Below are 24674 nucleotides of genomic sequence, written 5' to 3' on the forward strand. Positions count from 1 at the left end.
GCCCATGGCTAGGACATCCGGCCCAGGGCCTGCACCTTCCACGCCAGCCAGAACTTGCGCAAGGGCGTGAGGCGGATGCGCTGGTGCAGCACCTGGAAGTTCTCGTGCTCGATCTCGCGCAGCAGGGTGCGGTAGATGTTGGCCATCATCAGGCCGGGCTTCTGGGCGCGGCGGTCGGCATCGGGCAGCAGGGCCAGGGCCTCGTCATACAGGCGGTGCGCGCGCTCGGCCTGAAAACGCATCAGCGCGGTGAAGCGGTCGGAATACGTGCGCTTCAGGATCTCGTGTGCCTTCACGTCAAACTGCTGCAGCTCGTTCACCGGCAGGTAGATGCGTCCCAGCATGGCATCTTCGCCCACGTCGCGGATGATGTTGGTGAGCTGGAAGGCCAGGCCCAGCTTGTGGGCGTAGTCGGTGGTGCGTGGGTCGGTCTGGCCGAAGATGCGTGCGGCGACTTCGCCCACGATGCCCGCCACCAGGTGGCAGTAGCCCTTGAGGCCCGCAAAGTCGAGGTAGCGGGTTTGCTCCAGGTCCATCCGGCAGCCGTCGATCACGGCCTGCAGGTGGCGTTGTTCAATGCCGTAGTCGGCCGCCAGCGGCATGAGCGCCAGCATCACAGGGTGGGTGGGCTGGCCCGCATAGGCCTTGGCCACCTCGGCCTGCCACCAGGCGAGCTTGGTGCGCGCCACGCCAGGGTCGGAGACTTCGTCCACCACATCGTCCACTTCGCGGCAGAAGGCATAAAACGCCGTGATCGCGGCGCGGCGCGGGGCCGGCAGGAACAGGAAGGCGTAGTAGAAGCTGCTGCCCGAGGCCACGGCTTTTTGCTGTACGTATTGCTGTGGGGTCATGGGGCGCGATTGTCCCATGGCGGACATGGCCCGCGAATGCAACCTGGCAGCTGGTGGAGGCCGCAGTTCCCCAGTTTGGCCTGCCTGTTCTGCGGCAGTTCTGCGGCAGGCCGAAGGGCATCAAAAGGCGATCTGTTCCACGCCCACGTCGCTGGGCCGCTTGAGCGCTTCGCGCATGAAGACGCTCATGGGGAGCGTGCCTTGGTCTGAGTGGAACCACTTTTTGTAGAGAGCCGCCATCTCCCCGGTCTGGATCAGGCGGCGGGTGACTTGGTCTACCAGCTCCTTGAAGCGAGGGTCTTGCCTGCGCAGACCAATGCTGTAGGGCTCTACCGAAAGGCGCTTTTCCAGAAACTGGTAGTCCCCCATGGCCTTGCCCAGCCGGGTCATGGGGCTCCACAGGCCTGCATCGTCTGCAAAAACCGCATCTGCCTCCCTGCGCGTGAGTGCATCCAGTCCCTGTGCGGTGCTGTCCACCGGCACGTAGATGAATTTGCGGTGGTAGGTGCGTTCGTTGGTGGCCAGCAGGCCGTCATTGGTGGTTTTCCGTTCGACGGCAATGCGTTTGCCGTTCAGATCGTCCACCGTCTTGATGCCCGAGTCCTTGCGCACGAGGAAGGCGGTGGTGGCAATGAAGATGTGGTGGCTGAAGGCGACTTCCTTCTGGCGTTCCAGGGTGTTGGTGGTCGTGCCGCATTCCAGGTCCACTACGTTGTTTTTCAGGTCCGCAAGGCGGTTCTTGCCGTCTACCAGTACATAGGTCAGGCGCAGGTCGGGGCGCTTGAGTTCCTTCTTGAGCTCCTCGTAAATCTTGGTGCAGATATCAACGCTGTAGCCACGCACCTGTCCAGTGGCTAGGTCTTTGTAGGAGAAGGGGTGGGATGCCTCGCGGTGCCCCAGTCGCAATTCGCCGGTCTTGGCAATGTGGGTCAGGGTGTCTTGCGCCCAGGCGCCAGGGGACATCCAGGACAGGGTAAGGATCAGTAGAAGGGCTCGCAGCGCAGAGAAGAGATGCATAGGAAACGGAAGAGGTGACGGGGCCATGCATGCCAGGCGTCGCAGGAAACGCGCGAGGTTGCACGCCGCGCATTGTGCTGCGGCATCTGTTGTTGTGTCACATTGGCGACAAGTTTGTCAGCATTCCACAACATTCACCGCCAGCCCGCCGCGCGACGTCTCCTTGTATTTGACCTTCATGTCCGCACCGGTCTGCATCATGGTCTTGATGACCTTGTCGAGCGAGACCACATGCTGCCCATCGCCACGCAGCGCCATGCGGGCGGCGTTGATGGCCTTGATGGCGCCCATGGCGTTGCGTTCGATGCAGGGGATCTGCACCAGGCCACCCACCGGGTCGCAGGTCATGCCCAGGTTGTGCTCCATGCCGATCTCGGCGGCGTTCTCGATCTGCTCGGGGGTGCCACCCATCACCGCAGCCAGCGCGCCTGCTGCCATGGAGCAGGCCACACCCACCTCGCCCTGGCAGCCCACCTCGGCCCCCGAGAGCGATGCGTTTTCTTTGTAGATGATGCCGATGGCGCCTGCCGTGAGCAAAAACGTGGCGATGCCGTCGTCGTTGGCCGGGATCGGGCCTTGCAAAAAGTTGACGTAGTAGTGCAGCACGGCCGGGATCACACCTGCTGCGCCATTGGTGGGCGCCGTCACCACGCGGCCCCCGGCGGCGTTTTCTTCGTTGACGGCCATGGCGTAGAGGTTTACCCAGTCGAGCATCGAGAGGGGGTCGCGCAGTGCGGCCTCGGGCTGCGTGCTGAGCTTGTGGTGCAGCTCGGCCGCGCGGCGGCGCACGTGCATGGGGCCAGGCAACGTACCGGTGCTGGCGCAGCCGCGCTGCACGGCGCTGGCCATGGTTTTCCAGATGGCCATGAGCTGGCGGCGCACCTCGGAGGCGCTGCGCCAGTGTTGCTCATTGGCCGCCATGAGCTGGGCCGGGGTGAGGCCGGTGGCCTGGCACTGGGCCAGCAGCTCGGCCCCGGTGCGGAAGGCGTGGGGCAGGCCCTGGGCATGCCCGGCCGCATCGGGCCCTGCCGTGGCGGCGCTGTTGAGCACACGCTCGCCCGCCGCGTCGATCACAAAACCGCCACCCACCGAGTAGTACTCACGCGCCGCAATCTCGTTGCCCTGCGCGTCGAACGCGTGAAACGCCATGCCGTTGGGGTGCAGCGGCAGGCTTTTGCGGCGAAACAGCAGATGCTCTTTTTCAACAAACGGCACCACATGCTCGCCCAGCAGCTCCAGCGTTTGCCGGGTGCGGATGTCGGCGATGGCGGGCTGGATCTGGTCCGGATCGATGTGGTCGGGCTCGTGCCCGGCCAGCCCCAGCAGCACCGCCTTGTCGGTGCCGTGGCCCACGCCCGTGGCAGACAGGGAGCCGAAGAGTTCTACGGTGACGCGGTGCACGGCGGCCAGGCCCAGCGTGTCGCGCAGATAGCAGGCAAACTGCCGAGCCGCAATCATGGGGCCCACGGTGTGGGAGCTGGACGGGCCGACGCCAATCTTGAAGAGGTCGAAAACGCTGACGGACATGGTGAAGAGGTTCTTAGGAGCGGCGCAGTGGTTTGGCCGAGGGGTGGGGGCGGACTGGCGGCCGGGTAGGCTGCGACAGGTGCGATTTCAGGGCATAGGTGGCCACGATCAGTGCCAGCCAGCCCAGCAGGACATCCCAGAACCCCATGACCAGCCACACGGGCGCCAGCAAGGGGCCTGCGAGGGGAAGGACGTACAGGGAGAGGCGGGGCGTCCAGAAGCCGGGGGCTCTCATGCAGGGGGATGAGAAGGGGTCGAAGGTGCCGGGCGAGCAGCCCTGGCTTTCGAGGATGGTGCGCGCGGTCTGGTTGCCCACGATGGGCAGGCCCAGCGCAAAGATGAACACGATGAAGCCCGCCAGCAACAGCCAGAACAGGCTGGCCACACCCCAGCGCAGTACGTCTGCTGGGGTGGCGTTGCTGCGGCGCGGCAGCCAGCGCTGCAGCAGGTCCGCTGCGGCAGCCGGGTGGCGGTCTGCCCAGCGTGCGGCATACAGTGCCAGCCCCCACGCCAGCAGCAGCGCCCAGAAGTTGCGCAGCAGCACAAAGGGGTAGTCCATGATGCTGCCTGCCGACAGGAAAGGCATCAGCCGCAGCCCGATGGCATTGGTCAGCCACGTGCAGGTGCCCAGCGTGGGGTTGGTGTGGGGTTGGCAGTGCAGCATATCCAGCACCCGCTCTGCCGCCACGCCCCCGACGATGGAAAACACCAGGCAAAAAAGGATGAGCCCCCACTGCAGGGTCTTGAAGAGATGTCTGGCGGTCAACGGTGGGCCCTCCTGGCAAGCCACGGGTAGTGGCTTGCGGACATTGTTGTCTTTGTTGTTGTGTTCCGGAACGGGTAAGTCCCGAGCGGCTGGCCGCAGTGGGCGCAAGACTAGCGCGCTGTAAAGAGGACGCCATGCGCGCTATCCCTGCCCCGCCCAGGGTTCGCCCGCCGCAGTCCCCCCGGCGCAGGCGGTTAATCGCTCATAAATTAATAGCTAATAAGGCAATATGGATGCGCGGTGAAGGCCATTTTTGCCTCAAATCCATGGGCAGAGCACGCGCAGATGTCAGCGCGCCTTGTGGCCCATGAATCTTTCTTCTTACATCACCAGCGCGCGGCCCAGCATCACGCACCAATCCCACGCATGCAGGCGTGGACGGGTGTGCAGGCTGCCGCCTTTGAGGGCGTCCACCTTGTCCAGAATGCGCAGGCCGCCTTGCACCACCAGGCGCAGCTCCCACCCGGCGCGGCCGGGCAGGCGGTGCACCAAGGGGGCGCCTATTTGCATGCTGGCGCGGGCCCAGCGGGCGCAGTCGGTGATGAGGCGCACGTTCTCGGGGGTACTTCTGAGTGCCAGCAGCTCGGCCTGGCAGGCGCCATGAACGGCGCAGTCGGCGCGGGGCAGGTAGTGGCGCCCTCGGGGGATGTCCACGGAAAGGTCCTGCCAGAAGTTGATGAGCTGCAGCGCAGTGCAGATGGCATCGCTTTCTTGCAGCGCCTGGGCGTCTGTTACGCCGTACAGGTGCAACAGCAGCCGGCCCACGGGGTTGGCTGAGCGGCGGCAGTAGTCCAGCAGCTCGGCGCGGTCGGCATAGCCCTCGGCATCACGGGTTTTTTCCACATCCTGGGCAAAGGCGCTGAGCAGGTCTTCGAGCAGAGGCACGGGCAGCTGGTGGCTGCGCAGCACGCCCTGCAGTGGCAGGAACACGCTGGCCCAGCGGGGCGAGGGCGGCTGGCCCTGGGCAATCGCGCGCAGATCGGCCAGGTAGGCCGCCAGGTCGGCCAGGCGGTCTGCGGCGGGGGCGTCCCCTTCGTCGGCAATGTCGTCAGCGGTGCGGGCAAAGCCGTAGATGGCGGCAATGGGCTGGCGCAGGTGCGGTGGGCACAGCAGGGACGCGACCGGGAAGTTCTCGTAGTGCGTGACAGGGGCGGCCAGGGTGGCAGACGCATGGTGTGGAGCAGTCTGGAGCGGCTGTGGCGCGGAAGTTGCAGCGGACGCCACTTCAGGCTGGGGAGGGGGGGATCGGTCGTTCACACCCTGGATTGTCGCTTGACAATGCCAAGGGCTTCTCATAGATTACTAACCGGTCAGTCAGTAATCAAAAAACCAATTCAATCAGGGACAAGGAGGCTGGCCGGTAACTGCTACTGCAGTTCCGTTTTCAGCGCAGGCATTCGTGCCTGCGTTTTGCGTGCAGCCCTTGCAACTCCTTGTAGCCCTTCTCTATTCACCGGATTTCCCATGCGCACATCCTCCGCCTCGCGGCCTTTTCAACGGCACTGCCGGACCTTGCTGATGGTGGCCGCCGCTGCTTTGCTGGCCGCCTGTTCCCGCCCCGCGCCGCCCGAAGAGCCGGTGCGCTCCGTCAAGTTGCTGACGGTGGGGGTGGGTGCGCTGCAGTCCAGCCTGGAGTATTCGGGCGAGGTGCGGGCGCGCGTGGAGTCGCGCTTGGGGTTCCGCGTGGCGGGCAAGATCGTGCAGCGCCAGGCCGAACTGGGCCAGCGTGTGCGGGCCGGACAGGTGCTGGCCCAGCTGGACCCCAAGGATTACCAACTGGCCACCGACGCCGCGCGCGCACAGTTGGCATCGGCCACCACGCAGCGTGATCTGGCCGCTGCCGACTACAGGCGCTACCAAGCCCTGAAGGACCAGAACTTCATCAGCGGCGCCGAGCTGGAGCGCCGCGACGCCACGCTGAAAGCCGCCCAGGCCACGCTGGACCAGGCCCGAGCGCAGCTGTCATCGCAAGGCAACCAGGCGGCCTACACCACGCTGGTGGCCGACGTGGCGGGCGTTGTCACTGGCATTGACGCCGAGCCTGGCCAGGTGGTGTCGGCCGGGACGCCTGTGGTGCGCATTGCGCAGGATGGCCCCCGCGATGTGGTGTTTGCGGTGCCAGAGGACAAGGTGGGGCAGATCACCCCAGGCTCAGAAGTGGCGGTGCGCGGCTGGTCCGGCGGCGCCAACCTGACGGGCCGCGTGCGCGAAGTGGCCGCCAGTGCCGACGCCGCCACGCGCACTTACCAAATCAAGGTGGCCATCGACGGCGCCGATGCGCCTGCGCTGGGCTCCACCGTGTACGTCACGCCCAAGGCGCTCAGCCATGCGGGCATTCCGGCCATCAAGCTGCCCACCAGTGCGCTGCGCCAGGAGGGGCAGTCCACGGCGGTGTGGGTGTATGACGCGGCCAGCAGCACGGTGAAGTCGCAGGTGGTGCAGATTGCCACGGCCGATGGCAATGAGGCCGTGGTGGCTGCGGGTCTAGCCCCCGGCATGCAGGTGGTGGCCACGGGTGTGCATGTGCTCTCACCCGGGCAGAAGGTTCTGATTTATCAGCCAAAAATGGCCTCAGCGCCCGCCAGTAAAGCGCAGACAGCTACCAATCCAGTAGCAATGCCTGCCGCGCCTGCTGCCACAGCAGCGGCACCCGCAGCTTCCACAGCCAACTGAGGCCGGCCATGACGCAAGTACAACCCAAAGAGGGGTTCAACCTCTCCAAGTGGGCGCTCGACCATCCCGCCCTCACGCGCTACCTGATGGTGGTGCTGATGCTGCTGGGGTTTGCCGCCTATTTCCAGCTGGGGCAGGACGAGGACCCGCCGTTCACCTTCCGTGCCATGGTGGTGCGTACCTACTGGCCGGGCGCCACGGCGCAGCAGGTGGCCGAGCAGGTCACAGACAAGATCGAGCGCACGCTGCAAGAGGTGCCCTACGCCGACAAGATCCGCAGTTATTCGAAGCCCGGCGAGTCGCAGATCATCTTTCAGATCAAGGATTCGTCCAAGGCCAGCGAGGTGGCCAACGTCTGGTACAGCGTGCGCAAGAAGGTGGGCGACATGCGCTACACCTTGCCGCAGGGCATCCAGGGCCCGTTCTTCAACGACGACTTTGGCGATGTGTATGGCGTGATCTACGCGCTGGAGTCCGAGGGCTTCAGCTACGCCGAACTCAAGCAGTTTGCCGATGACGCACGCCAGCAGCTGCTGCGTGTGCCCGATGTCGCCAAGGTTGAGCTGTTTGGCGTGCAAGACGAAAAACTGTTCATCGAAATCTCGCAAAAACGCCTGTCGCAACTGGGCCTGGACATGAACCAGGTGCTGGCCCAGCTGGGCCAGCAAAACGCCGTGGAGAGCGCCGGAGCTATTCAGACCCCGCAAGACCAGGTGCAGGTGCGGGTGCAGGGTCAGTTCAACGCCATTGAAGACCTGCGCGCCATGCCGATCCGTGGCCCGTCGGGCGCACAACTGCGCCTGGGCGATATCGCCGAGGTCAAGCGCGGCTATGTGGACCCGGCCACCGTGAAGGTGCGTCACCAGGGGCAGGAAGTGATTGCGCTGGGCGTCTCCATGGCCAAGGGCGGCGACATCATTGCGCTGGGCAAGGCGCTGCATGCCGCCACCGACCGCATTGGCGGCACGCTGCCAGCGGGGGTGAAGCTCGTCAACGTGCAAGACCAGCCCAAGGCGGTGGCCACCTCGGTGAACGAATTCGTCAAGGTGCTGATCGAGGCCGTGGTCATCGTGTTGGCGGTGAGCTTCATCGCGCTGGGCCTGCACAAGCGCCCCGGCAAGAACCCGCTGTGGAAGCGCTGGTACATCGATCCGCGCCCAGGGCTGGTGGTGGGCATCACCATTCCGCTGGTGCTTGCCGTGACCTTCCTGGCCATGTGGTACTGGGGCATCGGCCTGCACAAGATATCGCTGGGCTCGCTCATCATCGCACTGGGCCTGCTGGTGGATGACGCGATCATTGCGGTCGAAATGATGGTGCTCAAGCTTGAAGAGGGCTACGACAAGGTGCGTGCCGCTACCTTTGCCTACGAGATCACGGCCATGCCGATGCTGACGGGCACGCTGATCACGGCGGCGGGCTTTTTGCCCATTGGCCTGGCCAAGTCCACTACGGGCGAATACACCTTCGCCATTTTTGCGGTCACCGTGATCGCGCTGGTGCTCAGCTGGTTCGTGTCGGTGTACTTTGTGCCGTACCTGGGCACGCTGCTGCTCAAGGTGCCGCCGCATGTGCTGGCTGCGCAGGCCAACAAGGGCATCACCGACGATCCACACGAAGTGTTTGACAGCCCGTTCTACCGCACCTTCCGCCGCCTGGTGGACTGGTGTGTGTTGCACCGCTGGATCACCATCGGCGCCACGGTACTGACCTTTGCGCTGGGCATTGTGGGCATGGGCAAGGTGCAGCAGCAGTTCTTCCCCGATTCGAGCCGGCCTGAAATTCTGGTGGACATCTGGTTCCCCGAGGGCACCTCATTTGCAGGCAATGAAGAAGTGACCAAACGTGTGGAGCAGCGCTTGCTCTCTGAACCTGGTGTCAGTTCTGTCAGCACCTGGGTCGGTTCCGGCGTGCCGCGTTTCTATTTGCCGCTGGACCAGGTGTTTCCCCAGAGCAACGTGTCGCAGTTCATCGTTCTGCCCCAGGATCTGAAGGTGCGTGAGTCTCTGCGCGTGAAGTTGCCTGCTCTGCTGGCTGAGGAGTTCCCGGAGGTGCGTGGTCGCGTCAAGCTGCTGCCCAATGGACCACCGGTGCCTTACCCCGTGCAGTTCCGCGTGGTGGGGCCTGATCCGCTGGTGCTGCGTGAGCGCGCCGATGAAGTGAAAGCCCAACTGCGCAAGAACCCGGACATGCGCGGTGTGAACGACAACTGGAACGAGTCTGTGAAGGTGCTGCGCCTGGAAGTGGACCAGGCCAAGGCGCGCGCGCTGGGTGTCACCAGCCAGTCGATTGCCCAGGCGTCCAAGACCATTCTGTCGGGTACGCAGGTGGGCCAGTACCGCGAGGGTGACAAGCTCATCGACATTCTGCTGCGCCAGCCGCTGGACGAGCGCAACGCCATCACCGACATCGCCAACGCCTACCTGCCCACGGCCTCGGGCAAGTCGATCCCGCTCACGCAGATCGCCAAGCCGGTCTTCACCTGGGAGCCCGGTGTGATGTGGCGCGAGAACCGCGACTACGCCATCACCGTGCAGGGCGACGTGACTGAGGGGCTGCAGGGGGCCACGGTGACGGCGGCGCTGCTGCCTGCTCTCAAGGACATTGAGGCGAAGTGGCGTGCTGCCGGGCAGACCGGCTACCGCATCGAAGTGGCGGGTGCTGTGGAGGAAAGCTCCAAGGGCTCGGCGTCGATTGCAGCGGGCATTCCGGTCATGTTGTTCATCACCTTCACGCTGCTCATGCTGCAACTGCACAGCTTCAGCCGCGCGATGCTGGTGTTCCTGACCGGGCCGTTGGGCCTGGCGGGGGTCGCTGCGGCGCTGATTCTGCTCAACCGTCCGTTCGGCTTCGTGGCGTTGCTGGGGGTGATTGCACTCATGGGCATGATCCAGCGCAACTCGGTGATCCTGATCGACCAGATCGAACAGGACCGCGCGCGGGGCGTGCCTGCGTGGGATGCGATTGTCGAATCGGCAGTGCGCCGCCTGCGCCCCATCGTGCTGACAGCTGCCGCAGCAGTGCTCGCCATGATCCCGTTGTCACGCAGCGTGTTCTGGGGCCCGATGGCCGTGGCCATCATGGGCGGACTTGTGGTGGCCACCGTGCTGACCCTGCTCGCGCTGCCTGCGATGTATGCCGCGTGGTTCCGTGTGAAAAGGCCTGCGCCGGAGGTCCTTGGAGGGGTTTGATTCCCACCCTGCCCGCATCAGGGTAAAATAGAAGGTTGACCGATTTCACACAGGCGGCAGCTGAGGTTGCCGCCTGTTTGTTTGTTGTAGAACCGCGCGGGTGGCGAAATTGGTAGACGCACCAGGTTTAGGTCCTGACGCCAGCAATGGTGTGGGGGTTCGAGTCCCCCCCCGCGCACCACCCATGTGAGACTTTGCGGAACACGGCGCTGCTGCGCTGCAGCCAGCACGATCCACATTCATAAGAGGAATAGCCATGGCCGTTACTGTTGAAACCCTTGAGAAGCTCGAGCGCAAGATTACGCTGAGCGTGCCCGTCACCCTGATCCAGTCCGAAGTCGACACGCGCCTCAAGCGCCTGGCCCGCACGGTCAAGATGGACGGTTTCCGTCCCGGCAAGGTGCCCATGAACGTGGTGGCCCAGCGTTACGGCTACTCGGTGCAGTACGAAGTGCTGAACGACAAGGTGGGTGAAGCCTTTGCCGTGGCTGCCAACGAAGCCAATCTGCGTGTTGCTGGCCAGCCCCGCATCACCGAAAAGGAAGGCGCTCCTGAAGGTCAGGTCACTTTCGATGCCATTTTCGAAGTGTTCCCAGAAGTCAAGATTGCCGATCTGTCTGATGCCGAAGTCGAAAAGCTGTCGGCTGAAGTGACGGACGCTGCCATCGACAAGACCATCGACATCCTGCGCAAGCAGCGCCGCAGCTTCGCCCAGCGCGCCATGGATGCTGCTGCGCAAGACGGCGACCGCGTGACGGTCGATTTCGAAGGCAAGATTGACGGCGAGCCGTTTGAAGGCGGCAAGGCCGAAGACTTCCAGTTCCTGGTGGGCGAAGGCCAGATGCTCAAGGAGTTCGAAGACGCCGTGCGTGGCATGAAGTCTGGCGAAAGCAAGACCTTCCCCCTGGCATTCCCTGCGGAGTACCACGGCAAGGACGTGGCTGGCAAGACCGCTGACTTCCTGGTGACCATCAAGAAGATCGAAGCTGCCCACCTGCCCGAAGTGAACGATGCCCTGGCCAAGTCGCTCGGTATTGCCGATGGCTCCGTGGAAGGCCTGCGCGCCGACATCAAGAAGAACCTGGAGCGTGAAGTCAAGTTCCGTCTGCTGGCCCGCAACAAGCAAGCCGTGATGGACGCCCTGGTGGCCAAGGCTGAGCTGGACCTGCCCAACTCCAGCGTGCAAGCTGAAATCGCCCGCCTGCTGGAAGGTGCCCGCGCTGAACTCAAGCAGCGCGGCATCAAGGACGCCGACAAGGCTGAGATCCCTGAAGACGTGTTCCGCCCCCAGGCTGAACGTCGCGTGCGCCTGGGCCTGGTGCTGGCCGAGCTGGTGCGTGCCAATGAGCTGCAGGCCAAGCCCGAACAGCTCAAGGCCCACATTGACGAGCTGGCTGCCAGCTACGAGAAGCCTGACGATGTGGTGCGCTGGTACTTCGGTGACCGCCAGCGCCTGGCGGAAGTCGAAGCCGTTGTGATCGAAAACAACGTGACCGAATTTGTGCTGTCCAAGGCCAAGGTGGTCGAGAAGGCCGTGTCGTTTGACGAACTGATGGCCCAGCAAGGCTGATAGGCTGCAGGCCCGGCGGCTTGTTATCGAACTGCCCGGTTGTTGCCGTTACATACAGGGGCTTGTGCTTTCGTGCACAAGCCCCAATTCATTTCTGGGTACAGTACCTGCTTGTCTGGAGAAAAACATGAGCGCATTGGAAACACAAGGCCTGGGCATGGTCCCCATGGTCATCGAGCAGTCGGGCCGTGGCGAACGGTCCTATGACATCTACTCGCGCCTGCTCAAGGAGCGCGTGATTTTTCTGGTGGGTCCGGTCAACGACCAGACCGCCAACCTGGTGGTGGCGCAACTACTGTTCCTGGAGAGCGAAAACCCCGACAAGGACATTTCGTTCTACATCAACTCCCCAGGTGGCTCGGTGAGCGCCGGCATGGCGATCTTTGACACCATGAACTTCATCAAGCCTGATGTCTCGACCCTGTGCACCGGCATGGCCGCCAGCATGGGAGCCTTCCTGCTGGCCGCAGGAGCCAAGGGCAAGCGTTTTGCGCTGCCCAACTCCAAGGTCATGATCCATCAGCCTCTGGGCGGCATGCAGGGCCAGGCAACCGAGATTGAGATCCACGCCCGCGAAATCCTCAAGACCCGCGAGCAGCTCAACAAGATCCTCGCCGAACGCACGGGCCAGCCGCTGGAAAAAATCCAGCGCGACACCGAGCGTGACTATTTCCTGTCGGCTGATGAGTCCAAGGAATACGGTTTGGTCGATCAGGTGATCAGCAAGCGCTTCTGATAGCCAGAGGGTCAAACAGCGGCGTTTTCCTTTGAGGAAGACGCCGTTTTTTATTTGGTTATCATCCCGACAACTTTCCGTAACAAGCAAGGCATTGCCCCCATGGCCGAGAAAAAAGGCTCTTCCAGCGAAAAAACCCTTTACTGCTCTTTCTGCGGCAAAAGCCAGCATGAAGTGAAGAAGCTGATCGCCGGTCCGTCGGTCTTTATCTGCGACGAGTGCATTGACCTGTGCAACGAGATCATTCGCGATGAGCTCCCGGCTGGCGACTTGGCGCGCGAAGGCCGCAGTGACCTGCCCACCCCCGTAGAGATCAAGACCAACCTCGACAACTATGTGATTGGTCAGGACGTGGCCAAGCGCACGCTGGCGGTGGCGGTGTACAACCACTACAAGCGCCTGCGCCACAAGGACAAGGCCCACAAAGACGATGTGGAGCTGTCCAAGAGCAACATTTTGCTGATTGGGCCCACGGGTTCGGGCAAGACGCTGCTGGCGCAGACCCTGGCGCGCATGCTGGACGTTCCCTTTGTGATGGCCGACGCCACCACGCTGACGGAAGCCGGTTATGTGGGCGAAGATGTGGAGAACATCGTCCAGAAGCTGCTGCAAAGCTGCAACTATGAGGTGGAGCGCGCGCAGCGCGGCATCGTCTACATCGACGAGATCGACAAGATCTCGCGCAAGTCGGACAACCCCAGCATCACGCGTGACGTTTCGGGCGAGGGCGTCCAGCAGGCGCTGCTCAAGCTCATCGAAGGCACGATGGCCAGCGTGCCGCCGCAGGGCGGACGCAAGCACCCGAACCAGGACTTCCTGCAGATCGACACGACCAATATTCTGTTTATCTGTGGCGGTGCGTTTGCGGGACTGGAAAAGGTCATCGAGAACCGCACCGAAGCGTCGGGCATCGGGTTTGGCGCATCGGTCAAGAGCAAGAAGCAGCGTTCGCTGACAGAGGTGTTCACCGAGATCGAACCCGAAGATCTGATCAAGTTCGGCCTGATTCCTGAGCTGGTGGGGCGCATGCCCGTGGTGACGGCTCTGGCAGAGCTGAGCGAGGACGCGCTGGTGCAGATCCTGACGGAGCCCAAGAACGCGCTTGTCAAGCAATACAGCAAGCTCCTGGCCATGGAAGGTGTGGACCTCGAAATCCGTCCTGCCGCGCTTAAGGCCATCGCTCGCAAGGCCTTGGCCCGCAAGACCGGAGCCCGCGGCCTGCGCTCAATTCTGGAGCAATCGCTGATTGGCACGATGTTCGACTTGCCCAATACGAGCAACGTTGAAAAAGTGGTGGTGGACGAGTCCACCATCGAAGAAAACAAGCCGCCGCTGCTCGTTTATCGCGAAGCGGCCAAGAAGGCCTGAGAAGGCGTGAAGGAGTCTGCGATGCCCGCATGGACACGCCGGAATCCTTCACACCGTCTGAGATGACCGGAGCGGGCGCATTGGTGTCGCCCATTGAACCATCAACCCTTGTGCCAGCGCGGCTTGCGCGTAAGGGTTGAAAATCCCCACATGTGGACCCATTTCCACAGAGCACTTTGAGGATTTCCATGTCCGGACATACCCCCCTGCCAGCCACCCCTATCGATCTACCGCTGTTGCCTTTGCGTGACGTGGTGGTGTTTCCCCACATGGTCATCCCGCTTTTTGTGGGGCGTCCCAAGAGCATCAAGGCGCTTGAGTTGGCCATGGAGGCCGACCGCCGCATCATGCTGGTGGCACAGAAAGCTGCAGCCAAGGACGAGCCTTCGGTGTCGGACATGTTCGATGTCGGCTGCGTCTCCACCATCCTGCAGATGCTCAAGTTGCCTGACGGCACCGTGAAGGTGCTGGTTGAAGGCCAGCAGCGCGCCCTGGTGACTTCTATCGAGGACGCTGAGACCCATTTCACGGCCACCGTCACGCCGGTAGAAGCTACACCCGAGGCCAACAAGCCCAGCGAGATTGAAGCGCTGCGCCGTGCTGTGATGCAGCAGTTTGACCAGTACGTCAAACTCAACAAAAAGATTCCCCCGGAGATCCTCACATCGATCTCCAGCATCGACGATCCAGGCCGTCTGGCCGACACCATCGCCGCGCACCTGCCGCTCAAGCTCGAGAACAAGCAGGTGGTGCTGGACCTGTCGGATGTGAAGGCGCGCCTTGAAAACCTGTTCGAGCAGCTTGACCGCGAGGTGGACATCCTCAACGTGGACAAGAAGATCCGTGGGCGTGTGAAGCGCCAGATGGAGAAGAACCAGCGCGACTTCTACTTGAACGAGCAGGTCAAGGCCATCCAGAAGGAGTTGGGTGAAGGCGACGAAGGCGCCGACATCGAGGAGATCGAGAAAAAGATCAAACTCGCCAAGATGCCTGCCGAGGCGCGCAAGAAGGCTGATGCAGAACTCAAGAAGCTCAAGCTGATGTCGCCCATGTCGGCCGAGGCCACCGTGGTGCGTAACTACATTGACGTGCTCACGGCGCTGCCGTGGAGCAAGAAGACCAAGATCAAGCACGACCTGGTCAATGCCGAAGGCGTGCTCAACGAAGACCACTTTGGCCTGGACAAAGTCAAGGACCGCATCCTTGAATATCTTGCGGTGCAGCAGCGCGTGGACAAGGTGAAGGCTCCCATCCTGTGCCTGGTGGGGCCACCTGGCGTGGGCAAGACCTCGTTGGGGCAATCCATTGCCAAGGCCACGGGCCGCAAGTACGTGCGCATGGCCTTGGGTGGCATGCGCGACGAAGCTGAAATCCGTGGGCACCGCCGCACGTACATCGGCGCGCTGCCTGGCAAGGTGCTGCAGAGCCTGTCGAAGGTGGGCACGCGCAATCCGCTGTTTCTGCTGGACGAAATCGACAAGCTGGGCACGGACTTCCGAGGCGACCCGTCGAGTGCGCTGCTGGAGGTGCTGGACCCCGAGCAGAATCACACCTTTGGCGATCACTACGTCGAAGTGGACTTCGACCTGAGCGACGTGATGTTCGTCGCCACGTCGAACTCGATGAACATTCCGCCGGCCCTGCTCGACCGCATGGAAGTGATCCGCCTGTCGGGTTACACCGAGGACGAGAAGACCAGCATCGCCATGAAGTACTTGTTGCCCAAGCAGCTCAAGAACAATGGCGTGAAGGACGAAGAACTGCTGATCACCGAGCCCGCCGTGCGAGACATGGTGCGCTACTACACGCGGGAAGCCGGCGTGCGTTCGCTGGAGCGCGAGTTGTCCAAGATCTGCCGCAAGGTGGTCAAGGGTCTGCAGCTCAAGAAGCTCGAACCCCAGGTCGTTGTCACCGCCGACAACCTGCCTGACTTCCTGGGCGTGCGCAAGTACACCTACGGCCGTGCCGAGGCGCAGAACCAAGTGGGCCAGGTGGTCGGTCTGGCCTGGACCGAGGTGGGTGGCGATCTGCTGACCATCGAAGCCGCCGCCATGCCCGGCAAGGGGGTGATCACGCGCACCGGTTCTTTGGGTGATGTGATGAAGGAGTCGGTGGAGGCTGCCCGCACGGTGGTGCGCAGCCGCTCGCGCATTCTGGGCATCAAGGACGAAGCGTTTGAGAAGCGCGACATCCACATCCATGTGCCAGACGGGGCAACCCCTAAGGATGGTCCGAGTGCTGGCGCTGCGATGACGACGGCGTTTGTTTCGGCCCTCACGGGTATTCCCGTGCGCGGTGATGTTGCCATGACCGGTGAGATCACGTTGCGCGGTGAAGTTACCGCCATTGGTGGCCTCAAGGAAAAGCTGCTGGCGGCTCTGCGCGGCGGCATCAAGACGGTGCTGATCCCCGAAGAGAACGTCAAAGACCTGGCCGAGATTCCGGACAACGTGAAAAGTGGGCTGGAGATCGTGCCGGTGCGCTGGATCGACAAGGTACTGGAAGTGGCCTTGGAAACCAAGCCTCTGCCCCTGACGGATGAGGAAGTGGCGGTCGTGGCTGCTCCCTCGACGGACAAGGCCGTTGCAGCGTCGTCCGCGACAGATGGCCTGAAACATTGACGCAAATTTTTTTGAGAACCCCAAAAAATGCGCTACAATTCATTCCATCGCAGCAAACGTTGTACAATGTGAGGCTTCGGTAAAATGCGGGAATAGCTCAGTTGGTAGAGCGCAACCTTGCCAAGGTTGAGGTCGAGAGTTCGAGACTCTTTTCCCGCTCCAATTTCCACAAAAAAGGGAAGCAAATGCTTCCCTTTTTTGTCAGAGAAGTGTGAATTTCTGGCGCGGTAGCAAAGCGGTTATGCCCCGGATTGCAAATCCGGTTAGTCCGGTTCGACTCCGGACCGCGCCTCCAGATACGGTCTGTGTCTTGATGTCTGAAGATCTTCTGTGATCGTCGTAATCAAGATGACTGTTGAAGGATGGATGGTGATTGGTTGATTTTTTGGTTTGCAATCGAATAGAGCCAAAAAATAGCGATATAATTTGAGGCTTGCTGATTGGCTCTGATGGAAACGTCGGATGCAGTAGGCGAATGCGGGAATAGCTCAGTTGGTAGAGCGCAACCTTGCCAAGGTTGAGGTCGAGAGTTCGAGACTCTTTTCCCGCTCCATATTTGTAAGGGAAGCTTCGGCTTCCCTTTTTTCTTGGTGGTGCAAGGCGGGCGGCTCGGCAGGGCGTCGGCCCTGTGACCAGAGATACGACAGGGCATTGCGCGCATGCGCTGCCCGGGTTACGCTGCGACGCAGGAGTGCGTTGGGCAGCCGGCGCCCCGATGGTGAAATTGGTAGACACTGCGGACTTAAAATCCGCCGCTTTCCTGAAAAGGGGCGTGCCGGTTCGACCCCGGCTCGGGGCACCACGAAGAGCCTGTTCAATGTCCTTTTGGAGATCGCATTGGAGTGCAATCGGGATGAGTGGATGCTCCGGCTGCGCAGTATGGGCTCATGCCCATGCAAGCAGCCGGGGCGTCCAATCGCCCGATTTCACTCCAACCCTTTGGGCAAGTGCCTTGCCGGGCGGTCTGCGGCGTTGCGGCGCTTGTTGATAGCCGGGCTATCAACTGCGCACCGCGCCTAGCAGCCCATCCCGGTAAGGTACTTGTGCGACTCCAAAAGGACATTGAACAGGCTCTAGGATTCAATCATGTCAAGTTACAACGCTCCCTTCGAAATCCACGTCCACGGACAAGTCCAGCTGCGCGCTGATGCGAGCTTTGACCAACTCCAGGAGGCGCTCAAACCCCTGTGGAAGTACGCCGGAGCCCGCTCGCTGGCTGATGGCGCAGCCAGCGCCTACGAAGAAGAGCCCGGCATCAAATACGACGCGCAGGAACACTTGCTGCAGATGTGCTGGACGGTGCGGGGGGGTGAAGACTTTCGCCAAGTTCTGGACGAAATGTGCATGAGCCTCAATGAGCTTGCCGAGCAAGGTGCTGCCATCGAAGTCACGTTCTACGACGCAGATTTCGACGAGGACGAGGAAGAGCAGGGTGCGGAGTCGCGTGACGATTTCGTCATGCTGTTTGTCGGCCCCACGCCCGCCGCCATCATGCAGGTGCAGCGTGATTTGCTGGTGCAGGACGTTGTAAACATGATGGAGCGCCACTTTGATGGTGCCGAACTGGGTGGTGTGGTGGCCGAGATCGACAAGCTGTTCAGCCAGCGCTTTGATGCGCTGGTGAACTCGCTGGAGATCGGAAAACCGCCGCGTGGCCCTGGTGGGGGCGGCTCCGGCAGTGGTCATGGTGGCGGTGGTGGTCGCCGTCCGCGCCACCTGCACTGATTCTTTCATTCACCAACACACTGGTGTCCCCGTGGGGGTGGGGTTGCCTTGCATGTGCTGGTGGCGAAAGTTGATCGACAGGCTGTGGCAATGACTTGTGCCCGTGTGCGCTGGATTCAAGGCGGTCCTGCGCAGTTCTGTGATCTCTTCGAACTGTCGTGCTTTCCATGAGTTCTGATCTGCCGTATCTGCGTTCCTATCCGGTGTCTTTGCAGGACCAGGCGCGTGATCTGCTTGCGCAGGGGCGGCTGAGGGTCATGTTGCAGCGTAAGTATCCCCAGGCCCATGCGGTGCGCAGCGACAAGGCGCTGTATGACTACGCGCAGGAACTCAAGGCGCGTTACCTGCGCAATGCGGGCACGGTCAACAAGGTCCTTTTCGACAACAAGATCCACGTGGTGCGCCATGCCTTGGGGTTGCACACGGCGGTCTCGCGTGTGCAGGGCAACCGGCTGGCGGCCAAGCATGAGATCCGCATTGCGTCGATGTTCAAACAGGCACCCGACGAGTTTCTCCGCATGATTGTGGTCCACGAGCTGGCACATCTGCGTGAGAAGGACCACGGCAAGGCTTTTTACCAACTGTGTACCCACATGGAGCCGCAGTACCACCAATACGAGTTCGACCTGCGCCTGTACCTCACCCATGTGGAGCATGCGGGTGAACGGCTGTGGAGCGCTGCTGCAGAAACTAGTTCTGGGTAGAAGAAAAGTTGAACGCCACTTTGTTGATGGCGATTTGCAATTTGCGCTTGCTGGCAAAGCGCCAGGCCCTAAAACAGCGGTTGGTCAAGGCACAGACACCGTTTCACAGCAGTCTGCTGGCAAACCCAGCCAGCGCTCTGCAGCCGCCTGAAGCATGGCCACCGGCCCGGTGGTCAACAGGCGGGTGCGTGGTGCATCCGTGGCCACGGCACTATCGGGCGCGGCCTGCAGCCCCACCGTCTCCAGCAAGCGCCGCGTCTGGCGTGCGACGGGCTCACCGGTCTCGATGAACTGCACGCCCGGCCCGACCAGTGCGCGCAGCTCGTTGGCCACAAAGATGTAGTGCGTGCAGCCCAGTACCAGCGTGTCCATCTGCCCCGGGGCGGTGCCAAAACTGCCCATGGCTTGGACATAACGCGCGCACAGCCCCCCGGTCTCAGTGGCATGGACGGGGCTGCCTTGGTCGGCCACAGGCAGCGCCACGCTGCGCTCGATGGCATGGGCCAGGCCGTCACAGGGTTGCACCACAAAATGCGCCTGGTCCGCCAGCGAGGCCATGAGCTTGCCGAACTTCGCACTGGTCAGCGTGCCCCGGGTGCCGATCACGCCCACGTGACCTGTCTTTGTCACCGCGAGGGCGGGCTTGATGGCGGGCTCCAGGCCCACGAGGGGTAATTCCGGGTGGCTGCTGCGCACTTCGTGGATGGCCGCTGCCGTGGCGGTATTGCAGGCTACCACCAGCGCCTTGATGTGGTGCTGCTCGCGCAGGTACTCGGTGATGGCGTGGGTGCGGGCGGCCACAAAGGCATCGCCGCGCTCGCCATAGGGGGCGTTGGCGCTGTCTGCCAGGTACACGAAACGTTCGTGGGGCATGGCGGCCAGCAGGGCGCGCAGTACGCTCAGCCCACCGACGCCACTGTCAAAAACACCGATGGGAGAAGAGGCCTGCGGCATCGAGGAACCAAGCTCTGGCATTTGGAGGAAAGCGTGGATTGTAGGAAAGACGCAGCCTTCGTGCCGGATTGGGCGAGCCCCAAGAAAAAACCGCCCGAAGGCGGTTGGGAGAGCGATTGCCCTGGTACCAGCGTCGAGTCTGCCGCCAGGGCGACGCCGAGTGGGGCCTCAGGCCGCGGCGACCCCGATGCCCTTGAATTCGCCCGAGGCAATGCGCTTTTGCCATTCGGCCGGGCCGGTGATGTGGGCGCTGGTGCCCCCGGCATCCACGGCCACGGTCACGGGCATGTCCACCACGTCAAATTCGTAGATGGCTTCCATGCCCAGGTCTTCAAAACCCACGACCTTGGCGGCCTTGATGGCCTTGGAGACCAGGTAGGCGGCGCCGCCCACGGCCATGAGGTAGGCGCTTTGGTGCTTCTTGATGGCCTCGATGGCGACCGGGCCGCGCTCGGCCTTGCCCACCATGGCGATCAGGCCGGTCTGGGCCAGCATCATCTCGGTGAAGCCGTCCATGCGTGTGGCGGTGGTAGGGCCTGCGGGGCCCACGGCCTCGCCCTTGACGGGGTCCACGGGGCCCACGTAGTAGATGATGCGGTTGGTGAAGTCCACGGGCAGCTTCTCGCCCTTGGCCAGCATGTCCTGGATACGTTTGTGTGCGGCATCGCGGCCCGTCAGCATCTTGCCGTTGAGCAGCAGCGTGTCGCCGGGCTTCCAGCTGGCCACTTCTTCCTTGGTCAGCGTGTCGAGGTTGACCTTCTTGCTCTTGTTGTAGTCGGGCGCCCAGTTCACGTTGGGCCACAGGTCCAGGCTTGGGGGCGTGAGGTACACGGGGCCCGAGCCGTCCATCACGAAGTGCGCGTGGCGCGTGGCTGCGCAGTTGGGGATCATCGCAATGGGCTTGCTGGCCGCGTGCGTGGGGTACATCTTGATCTTGACGTCCAGCACGGTGGTCAGGCCGCCCAGGCCTTGTGCGCCAATGCCCAGGGCGTTGACCTTTTCAAACAGCTCCAGGCGCAGCTCCTCGACCTTGTCGAGCGCGGGACCGCCTGTCTTGGCGGCTTCGGCCTTGGCCTGCAGTTCGTACATGTCCAGGTCGTCCATCAGGCTTTCCTTGGCCATGAGCACTGCCTTTTCGGCCGTACCGCCAATGCCGATGCCCAGCATGCCGGGCGGGCACCAGCCAGCGCCCATGGTGGGCACGGTCTTGAGCACCCAGTCCACGACGTTGTCACCGGGGTTGAGCATGTACATCTTGGACTTGTTCTCCGAGCCGCCGCCCTTGGCTGCCACGGTGATGTCCACGGTGTTGCCGGGCACGATCTCGGTGAAGATCACGGCGGGGGTGTTGTCCTTGGTGTTCTTGCGGGCGAACTGGGGGTCGGCCACGACCGAGGCGCGCAGCGTGTTGTCGGGGTGGTTGTAGCCACGGCGCACACCTTCGTTGATGGCGTCGTCCAAGCTGCCGGTAAAGCCCTCCCACCGCACGTCCATGCCCACTTTCAGGAAGACGTTGACGATGCCGGTGTCCTGGCAGATGGGGCGCTGGCCGGTGGCGCTCATCTTGCTGTTGGTCAGGATCTGGGCTATCGCGTCCTTGGCTGCCGGGCTCTGCTCGCGCTCATAGGCACGGGCCAGGTGGGCGATGTAGTCGGTGGGGTGGTAGTAGCTGATGTACTGCAGCGCGGCAGCAATGGACTCGACGAGGTCGTCGTATTGGATTGTGGTGGTCATCGTGGTTCTGTCGTGAGGCGGGAACGAACGCATGCCGGGGCACGCAGCCCGCAATTATCCCACCCCCCTGCTGACACGGCGCTGGCGCGGCCTTGGCGCAGACTACCTGCGGACAACGCGACTATCGCAGTCTGGCCCGCCTCTCAAAGCTCAGTAGCCCCAACGGCAGATTGGCTGGAGGCCGCGCCGTGCTTTTTACGCTTCGGCACCGTCGCCGGAGTCCGGATCCAGCTCCGGGTCGTCTGCCGGGTCATCGTCCGGATAGCGGTCGGCCCCCGCCCGCACATCGCCGTTTTCAGCGGTGTCGTCGTCGGTGTCCATCGACTCCAGATGATCGGGCAGGATGTCGCGCGACTCCAGCTGCAGTTCGGGCTCCACGCTCGCGCGTTCGCCGGTTCCGTAGCGGTCGGTGTCATTGTCGGGGTCGGTGCCATACAGCCCGGTGCTGTCGCTGCCCGAGTCGGATGCATCGCTGGGGCCCAGGCTGTCGTTGCCCTTGGCGCTGTGAAGGGGAGAAAGGTTGTCGGCATCGATGCCAAGCAGGCTACTTTTGGCCATGGTGGTCTCCGTGGATTCGCGGCGAGGAAGGTTGCTGCACCGCCATGGTGTGCCCGCTGGCGCCCGTGCGGTGTAAGAACAAGCCGACGATTGAGCGCGAGAAGGTGTGGGGCCTTGTCAAGACCTCACAGCGGGCCGAAGCGAAGCCCCCACCGGCAGTGATGACGGCACCGCTTTTTGCGCTCTGCAGCGGGGCTTGCCACACACTGACGAGCGCATGTTGCGCACCAGCAGTGCAGTGTATTAAATGAGAATGGTTATTTTTTGCATTATTCTGCGGGGCGCGGCCTCATTGCCTGGTCGCACCTGTTGTTTCACTTGGAGAACCGCTGTCCATGACCACCCGCACCGAACGCGACACCTTTGGCCCCATCGAAGTCCCGGCCGACAAACTCTGGGGCGCGCAGACGCAGCGCTCGCTGCAGAACTTCGACATCTCTGGCGAGCAGCAGCCGCGCGAGATCATCAAGGCGCTGGCCCAGGTCAAGCGCGCCTCGGCCGTTGTTAACCAGGCGCTGGGCCTGCAGGACGCGAAGAAGACCGAGGCCATCGTGGCCGCCGCTGACGAGGTGATTGCTGGCAAACATCCCGGTGAGTTTCCGCTGGTGGTCTGGCAGACGGGCTCGGGCACGCAGACCAACATGAACGTCAACGAAGTGCTGGCCAACCGCGCGAGCGAACTCTTGGGCGGCGAGCGCGGAGAAGGCCGCCTGGTGCACCCCAACGACGACGTGAACCGCAGCCAGTCGAGCAACGATGTGTTCCCCACCGCCATGCACGTGGCCGCCGTGGAAGCCCTCACGCGCCGCCTGCTGCCCGCCATTGCCAAGCTGCGCGTCACGCTGGCGAAGAAGGCGCAGGACTTCGACGGCATCGTCAAGATCGGCCGCACCCATTTGCAGGACGCCACCCCGCTCACGCTGGGCCAGGAGTTCTCGGGCTACGTGGCCCAGCTCGACCATGGCGAGCGCCATGTGCGCGCGGCGCTGCCCCACCTGTACGAGCTGGCGCTGGGCGGCACCGCCGTAGGTACGGGGCTGAACGCGCCCAAGGGCTATGCCGAGCAGGCCGCCGCCGAGCTGGCGCGCCTGACGGGTCTGCCCTTCGTCACCGCGCCGAACAAGTTCGAGGCCCTGGCCTCGGTGGATGGCCTGGTGTTTGCCCACGGCGCGCTCAAAACCCTCGCCGCCAGCATGATGAAGATCGCCAACGACGTGCGCTGGCTCGCCAGCGGCCCGCGCAGCGGCATTGGCGAACTCAGCATCCCCGAGAACGAGCCCGGCTCGTCCATCATGCCCGGCAAGGTCAACCCCACGCAGAGCGAGGCCGTGACCATGCTGGCCGCCCAGGTGTTCGGCAACGACGTGGCCATCAACTTCGGCGGCGCCTCGGGCAACTTCGAGCTGAACGTGTTCCGCCCCATGGTGGCGCACAACTTTTTGCAGAGCGTGCGCCTGCTGGCCGACGGCATGGTCAGCTTCAACGATCAGTGCGCCGTGGGCATCGAGCCCAACCGCGAGCGCATCACCGAACTGGTGGACCGCTCGCTGATGCTGGTGACCGCGCTCAACACCCACATCGGCTACGACAAGGCCGCTTTCATCGCCAAGAAGGCGCACAAGGAAGGCACCAGCCTGCGCGAAGCGGCCGTGGCCTCGGGCCATGTGACGGGCGAGCAGTTCGACCAGTGGGTGGTGCCGGGCAATATGGTGGGGCGCTGAGGGCCTGGTGGCGTGGCGCGGGTCAAAAAATCAAGAAAAAATGGCCGCCAGCGCTTGTCCAATAAGCGCAAGGTGCTATTGTTTTTGATTGGCAGGTCGCAAGGCGGCGCGCTATTCCTGCTGCGCCAGCGCTTCGAGTTGGTCTTGCTGGTAGACGACGATGCTGCGCTGGTGGATGCCGATGATGCCCTCTCGCTCCATCCACTTGAGCTCCACATTGATGCGCTGGCGTGAGCCGCCCAGCAGTTGTGCCAGCTCGTCCTGCACCAGTGCCAGCCCGATGGCCCCGCGCTGGCCTGGTACGGCCGCACGCTCGCCAAAGCGGCGCAGCACGTGCAGCAGCTGCTTGGCCAGCCGCGCGCGCAGGGGCAGGGTGGCCATGTCTTCCATCATCCAGTACAGGTAGCGCATGCGGCGTGCCTGCAGCGTGAGCAGGGCCTCGCCGAACTCGGGATGTTCGCGCAGCAACTGGCGGAACACGCCCTCGGCCACGCTCAGCACCGTGGTGGGGCCGTGGGCGTGCGCGTCGTAGGTGTTGGGGCCCCGGTGCAGCACCTCGGCCTCGCCCACCCAGATGCCGGGCTCCACATAGGCCAGCGTCACCTGCTTGCCCGACGGCGTTGTGCGCCGAAACCGGATGGCACCACTGGCACAGGCAAACCAGTCCTGCGCCAGATCACCCTGCTCCACGATCATCTGGCCGTGTGCGTAGCGCGTAATGCGGCCCAGCCGGAAGATGTCATGCCGCAGCGACGGCGTCAGCGCGGCGAACCAGCGGCCTCGGTTGATGGCTTCACGCTCCGTCTGGCTGAGGAACGGGCGTTGCAGGTGGTGGTCGGCCAGGGAATGGGCGGACTCTGGCAAGGCAATGGTGGCGGTGGGCATGGCGGCAGGCTGGAGTTGGGGGGGGCGGCCTGTGCGCGGGGCCGGGCTGAAAGACGGTGACAAGGCGCAGCAT

18 protein-coding genes and 5 tRNA genes are annotated in these 24674 nt (G+C 63.0%); 14 read left to right on the top strand and 9 right to left on the bottom strand.

Going from position 1 to position 24674, the window contains the following annotated elements; genetic code table 11:
• Positions 1–8 precede the first annotated feature (8 nt).
• The 5 genes from hpnD to hpnC all read right to left on the bottom strand — a co-directional run bounded on the left by hpnD (position 9) and on the right by hpnC (position 5418).
• Positions 9–851, bottom strand: a complete 843-nt coding sequence (gene hpnD, locus EXV95_RS00970) for a presqualene diphosphate synthase HpnD (protein ID WP_176885466.1) — start codon at positions 849–851, stop codon at positions 9–11.
• A gap of 120 nt (positions 852–971) precedes the next feature.
• Entirely contained in the window at positions 972–1868 is an 897-nt protein-coding gene (locus EXV95_RS00975) for an amino acid ABC transporter substrate-binding protein (RefSeq protein WP_255484870.1), read from the bottom strand.
• Between the two features lie 117 nt (positions 1869–1985).
• Positions 1986–3395 carry an L-serine ammonia-lyase gene (locus EXV95_RS00980; RefSeq protein WP_176885467.1) on the bottom strand — a complete coding sequence of 470 codons (1410 nt, stop codon included), beginning with the start codon at positions 3393–3395 and terminating at the stop codon, positions 1986–1988.
• Between the two features lie 13 nt (positions 3396–3408).
• The gene (locus tag EXV95_RS00985; protein ID WP_255484871.1) at positions 3409–4161 is read right to left on the bottom strand and encodes a hypothetical protein; all 753 of its coding nucleotides are present in this window, start codon (positions 4159–4161) and stop codon (positions 3409–3411) included.
• 321 nt (positions 4162–4482) lie between these two features.
• Positions 4483–5418 (bottom strand): squalene synthase HpnC, encoded by a 936-nt coding sequence (gene hpnC / locus EXV95_RS00990; protein WP_255484872.1) that lies wholly within the window; start codon positions 5416–5418, stop codon positions 4483–4485.
• Between the two features lie 207 nt (positions 5419–5625).
• Between hpnC and EXV95_RS00995 the strand changes: the two genes are divergently transcribed.
• The 13 genes from EXV95_RS00995 to EXV95_RS01055 all read left to right on the top strand — a co-directional run bounded on the left by EXV95_RS00995 (position 5626) and on the right by EXV95_RS01055 (position 18749).
• Positions 5626–6834, top strand: coding sequence for an efflux RND transporter periplasmic adaptor subunit (locus tag EXV95_RS00995; protein ID WP_255484873.1), 1209 nt, complete (start codon positions 5626–5628; stop codon positions 6832–6834).
• Between the two features lie 8 nt (positions 6835–6842).
• Positions 6843–10025: an efflux RND transporter permease subunit gene (locus tag EXV95_RS01000; protein WP_121419598.1), complete on the top strand. Its 3183-nt coding sequence runs from the start codon at positions 6843–6845 to the stop codon at positions 10023–10025.
• A gap of 94 nt (positions 10026–10119) precedes the next feature.
• A tRNA-Leu gene (locus EXV95_RS01005) sits at positions 10120–10206 on the top strand.
• Between the two features lie 75 nt (positions 10207–10281).
• Positions 10282–11595: a trigger factor gene (gene tig / locus EXV95_RS01010; protein ID WP_176885468.1), complete on the top strand. Its 1314-nt coding sequence runs from the start codon at positions 10282–10284 to the stop codon at positions 11593–11595.
• A 127-nt stretch (positions 11596–11722) separates the two neighbouring features.
• Positions 11723–12331 carry an ATP-dependent Clp endopeptidase proteolytic subunit ClpP gene (clpP, locus tag EXV95_RS01015; protein ID WP_304503264.1) on the top strand — a complete coding sequence of 203 codons (609 nt, stop codon included), beginning with the start codon at positions 11723–11725 and terminating at the stop codon, positions 12329–12331.
• 102 nt (positions 12332–12433) lie between these two features.
• Positions 12434–13699, top strand: coding sequence for an ATP-dependent Clp protease ATP-binding subunit ClpX (gene clpX, locus EXV95_RS01020; protein ID WP_010460566.1), 1266 nt, complete (start codon positions 12434–12436; stop codon positions 13697–13699).
• Positions 13700–13887: 188 nt separating this feature from the next.
• The gene (lon, locus tag EXV95_RS01025; protein ID WP_176885469.1) at positions 13888–16320 is read left to right on the top strand and encodes an endopeptidase La; all 2433 of its coding nucleotides are present in this window, start codon (positions 13888–13890) and stop codon (positions 16318–16320) included.
• An 86-nt stretch (positions 16321–16406) separates the two neighbouring features.
• Positions 16407–16482: transfer RNA gene (locus EXV95_RS01030), tRNA-Gly, on the top strand.
• A 59-nt stretch (positions 16483–16541) separates the two neighbouring features.
• Positions 16542–16615, top strand: a tRNA-Cys gene (locus EXV95_RS01035).
• 182 nt (positions 16616–16797) lie between these two features.
• Positions 16798–16873 (top strand) — tRNA-Gly (locus EXV95_RS01040).
• A 156-nt stretch (positions 16874–17029) separates the two neighbouring features.
• Positions 17030–17122 (top strand) — tRNA-Leu (locus EXV95_RS01045).
• A 284-nt stretch (positions 17123–17406) separates the two neighbouring features.
• Positions 17407–18045: a DUF6806 family protein gene (locus EXV95_RS01050; protein ID WP_176885470.1), complete on the top strand. Its 639-nt coding sequence runs from the start codon at positions 17407–17409 to the stop codon at positions 18043–18045.
• A 167-nt stretch (positions 18046–18212) separates the two neighbouring features.
• Positions 18213–18749 (top strand): M48 family metallopeptidase, encoded by a 537-nt coding sequence (locus tag EXV95_RS01055; RefSeq protein WP_176885471.1) that lies wholly within the window; start codon positions 18213–18215, stop codon positions 18747–18749.
• An 84-nt stretch (positions 18750–18833) separates the two neighbouring features.
• On the opposite strand, the gene murI is transcribed toward EXV95_RS01055, so the two are convergent.
• The 3 genes from murI to EXV95_RS01070 form a co-directional block, all read right to left on the bottom strand.
• Positions 18834–19703: a glutamate racemase gene (murI, locus tag EXV95_RS01060; RefSeq protein ID WP_176885472.1), complete on the bottom strand. Its 870-nt coding sequence runs from the start codon at positions 19701–19703 to the stop codon at positions 18834–18836.
• A gap of 168 nt (positions 19704–19871) precedes the next feature.
• Entirely contained in the window at positions 19872–21437 is a 1566-nt protein-coding gene (locus EXV95_RS01065; protein ID WP_176885473.1) for a fumarate hydratase, read from the bottom strand.
• A 195-nt stretch (positions 21438–21632) separates the two neighbouring features.
• Positions 21633–21995 (bottom strand): hypothetical protein, encoded by a 363-nt coding sequence (locus EXV95_RS01070; protein WP_055399533.1) that lies wholly within the window; start codon positions 21993–21995, stop codon positions 21633–21635.
• 335 nt (positions 21996–22330) lie between these two features.
• Here EXV95_RS01070 and fumC point away from each other — a divergent pair, with 335 nt between their 5' ends.
• Positions 22331–23716, top strand: coding sequence for a class II fumarate hydratase (gene fumC, locus EXV95_RS01075; protein ID WP_176885475.1), 1386 nt, complete (start codon positions 22331–22333; stop codon positions 23714–23716).
• Between the two features lie 111 nt (positions 23717–23827).
• Here fumC and EXV95_RS01080 read toward each other — a convergent pair whose 3' ends face one another.
• A complete protein-coding gene (locus EXV95_RS01080; RefSeq protein ID WP_176885477.1) occupies positions 23828–24601 on the bottom strand; it encodes a Crp/Fnr family transcriptional regulator in 774 nt (257 codons plus the stop codon).
• Positions 24602–24674: the final 73 nt, after the last annotated feature.

It is taken from the genome of Acidovorax sp. JMULE5 (genome assembly GCF_013376875.1).
GTDB lineage: Bacteria > Pseudomonadota > Gammaproteobacteria > Burkholderiales > Burkholderiaceae_C > Acidovorax > Acidovorax facilis.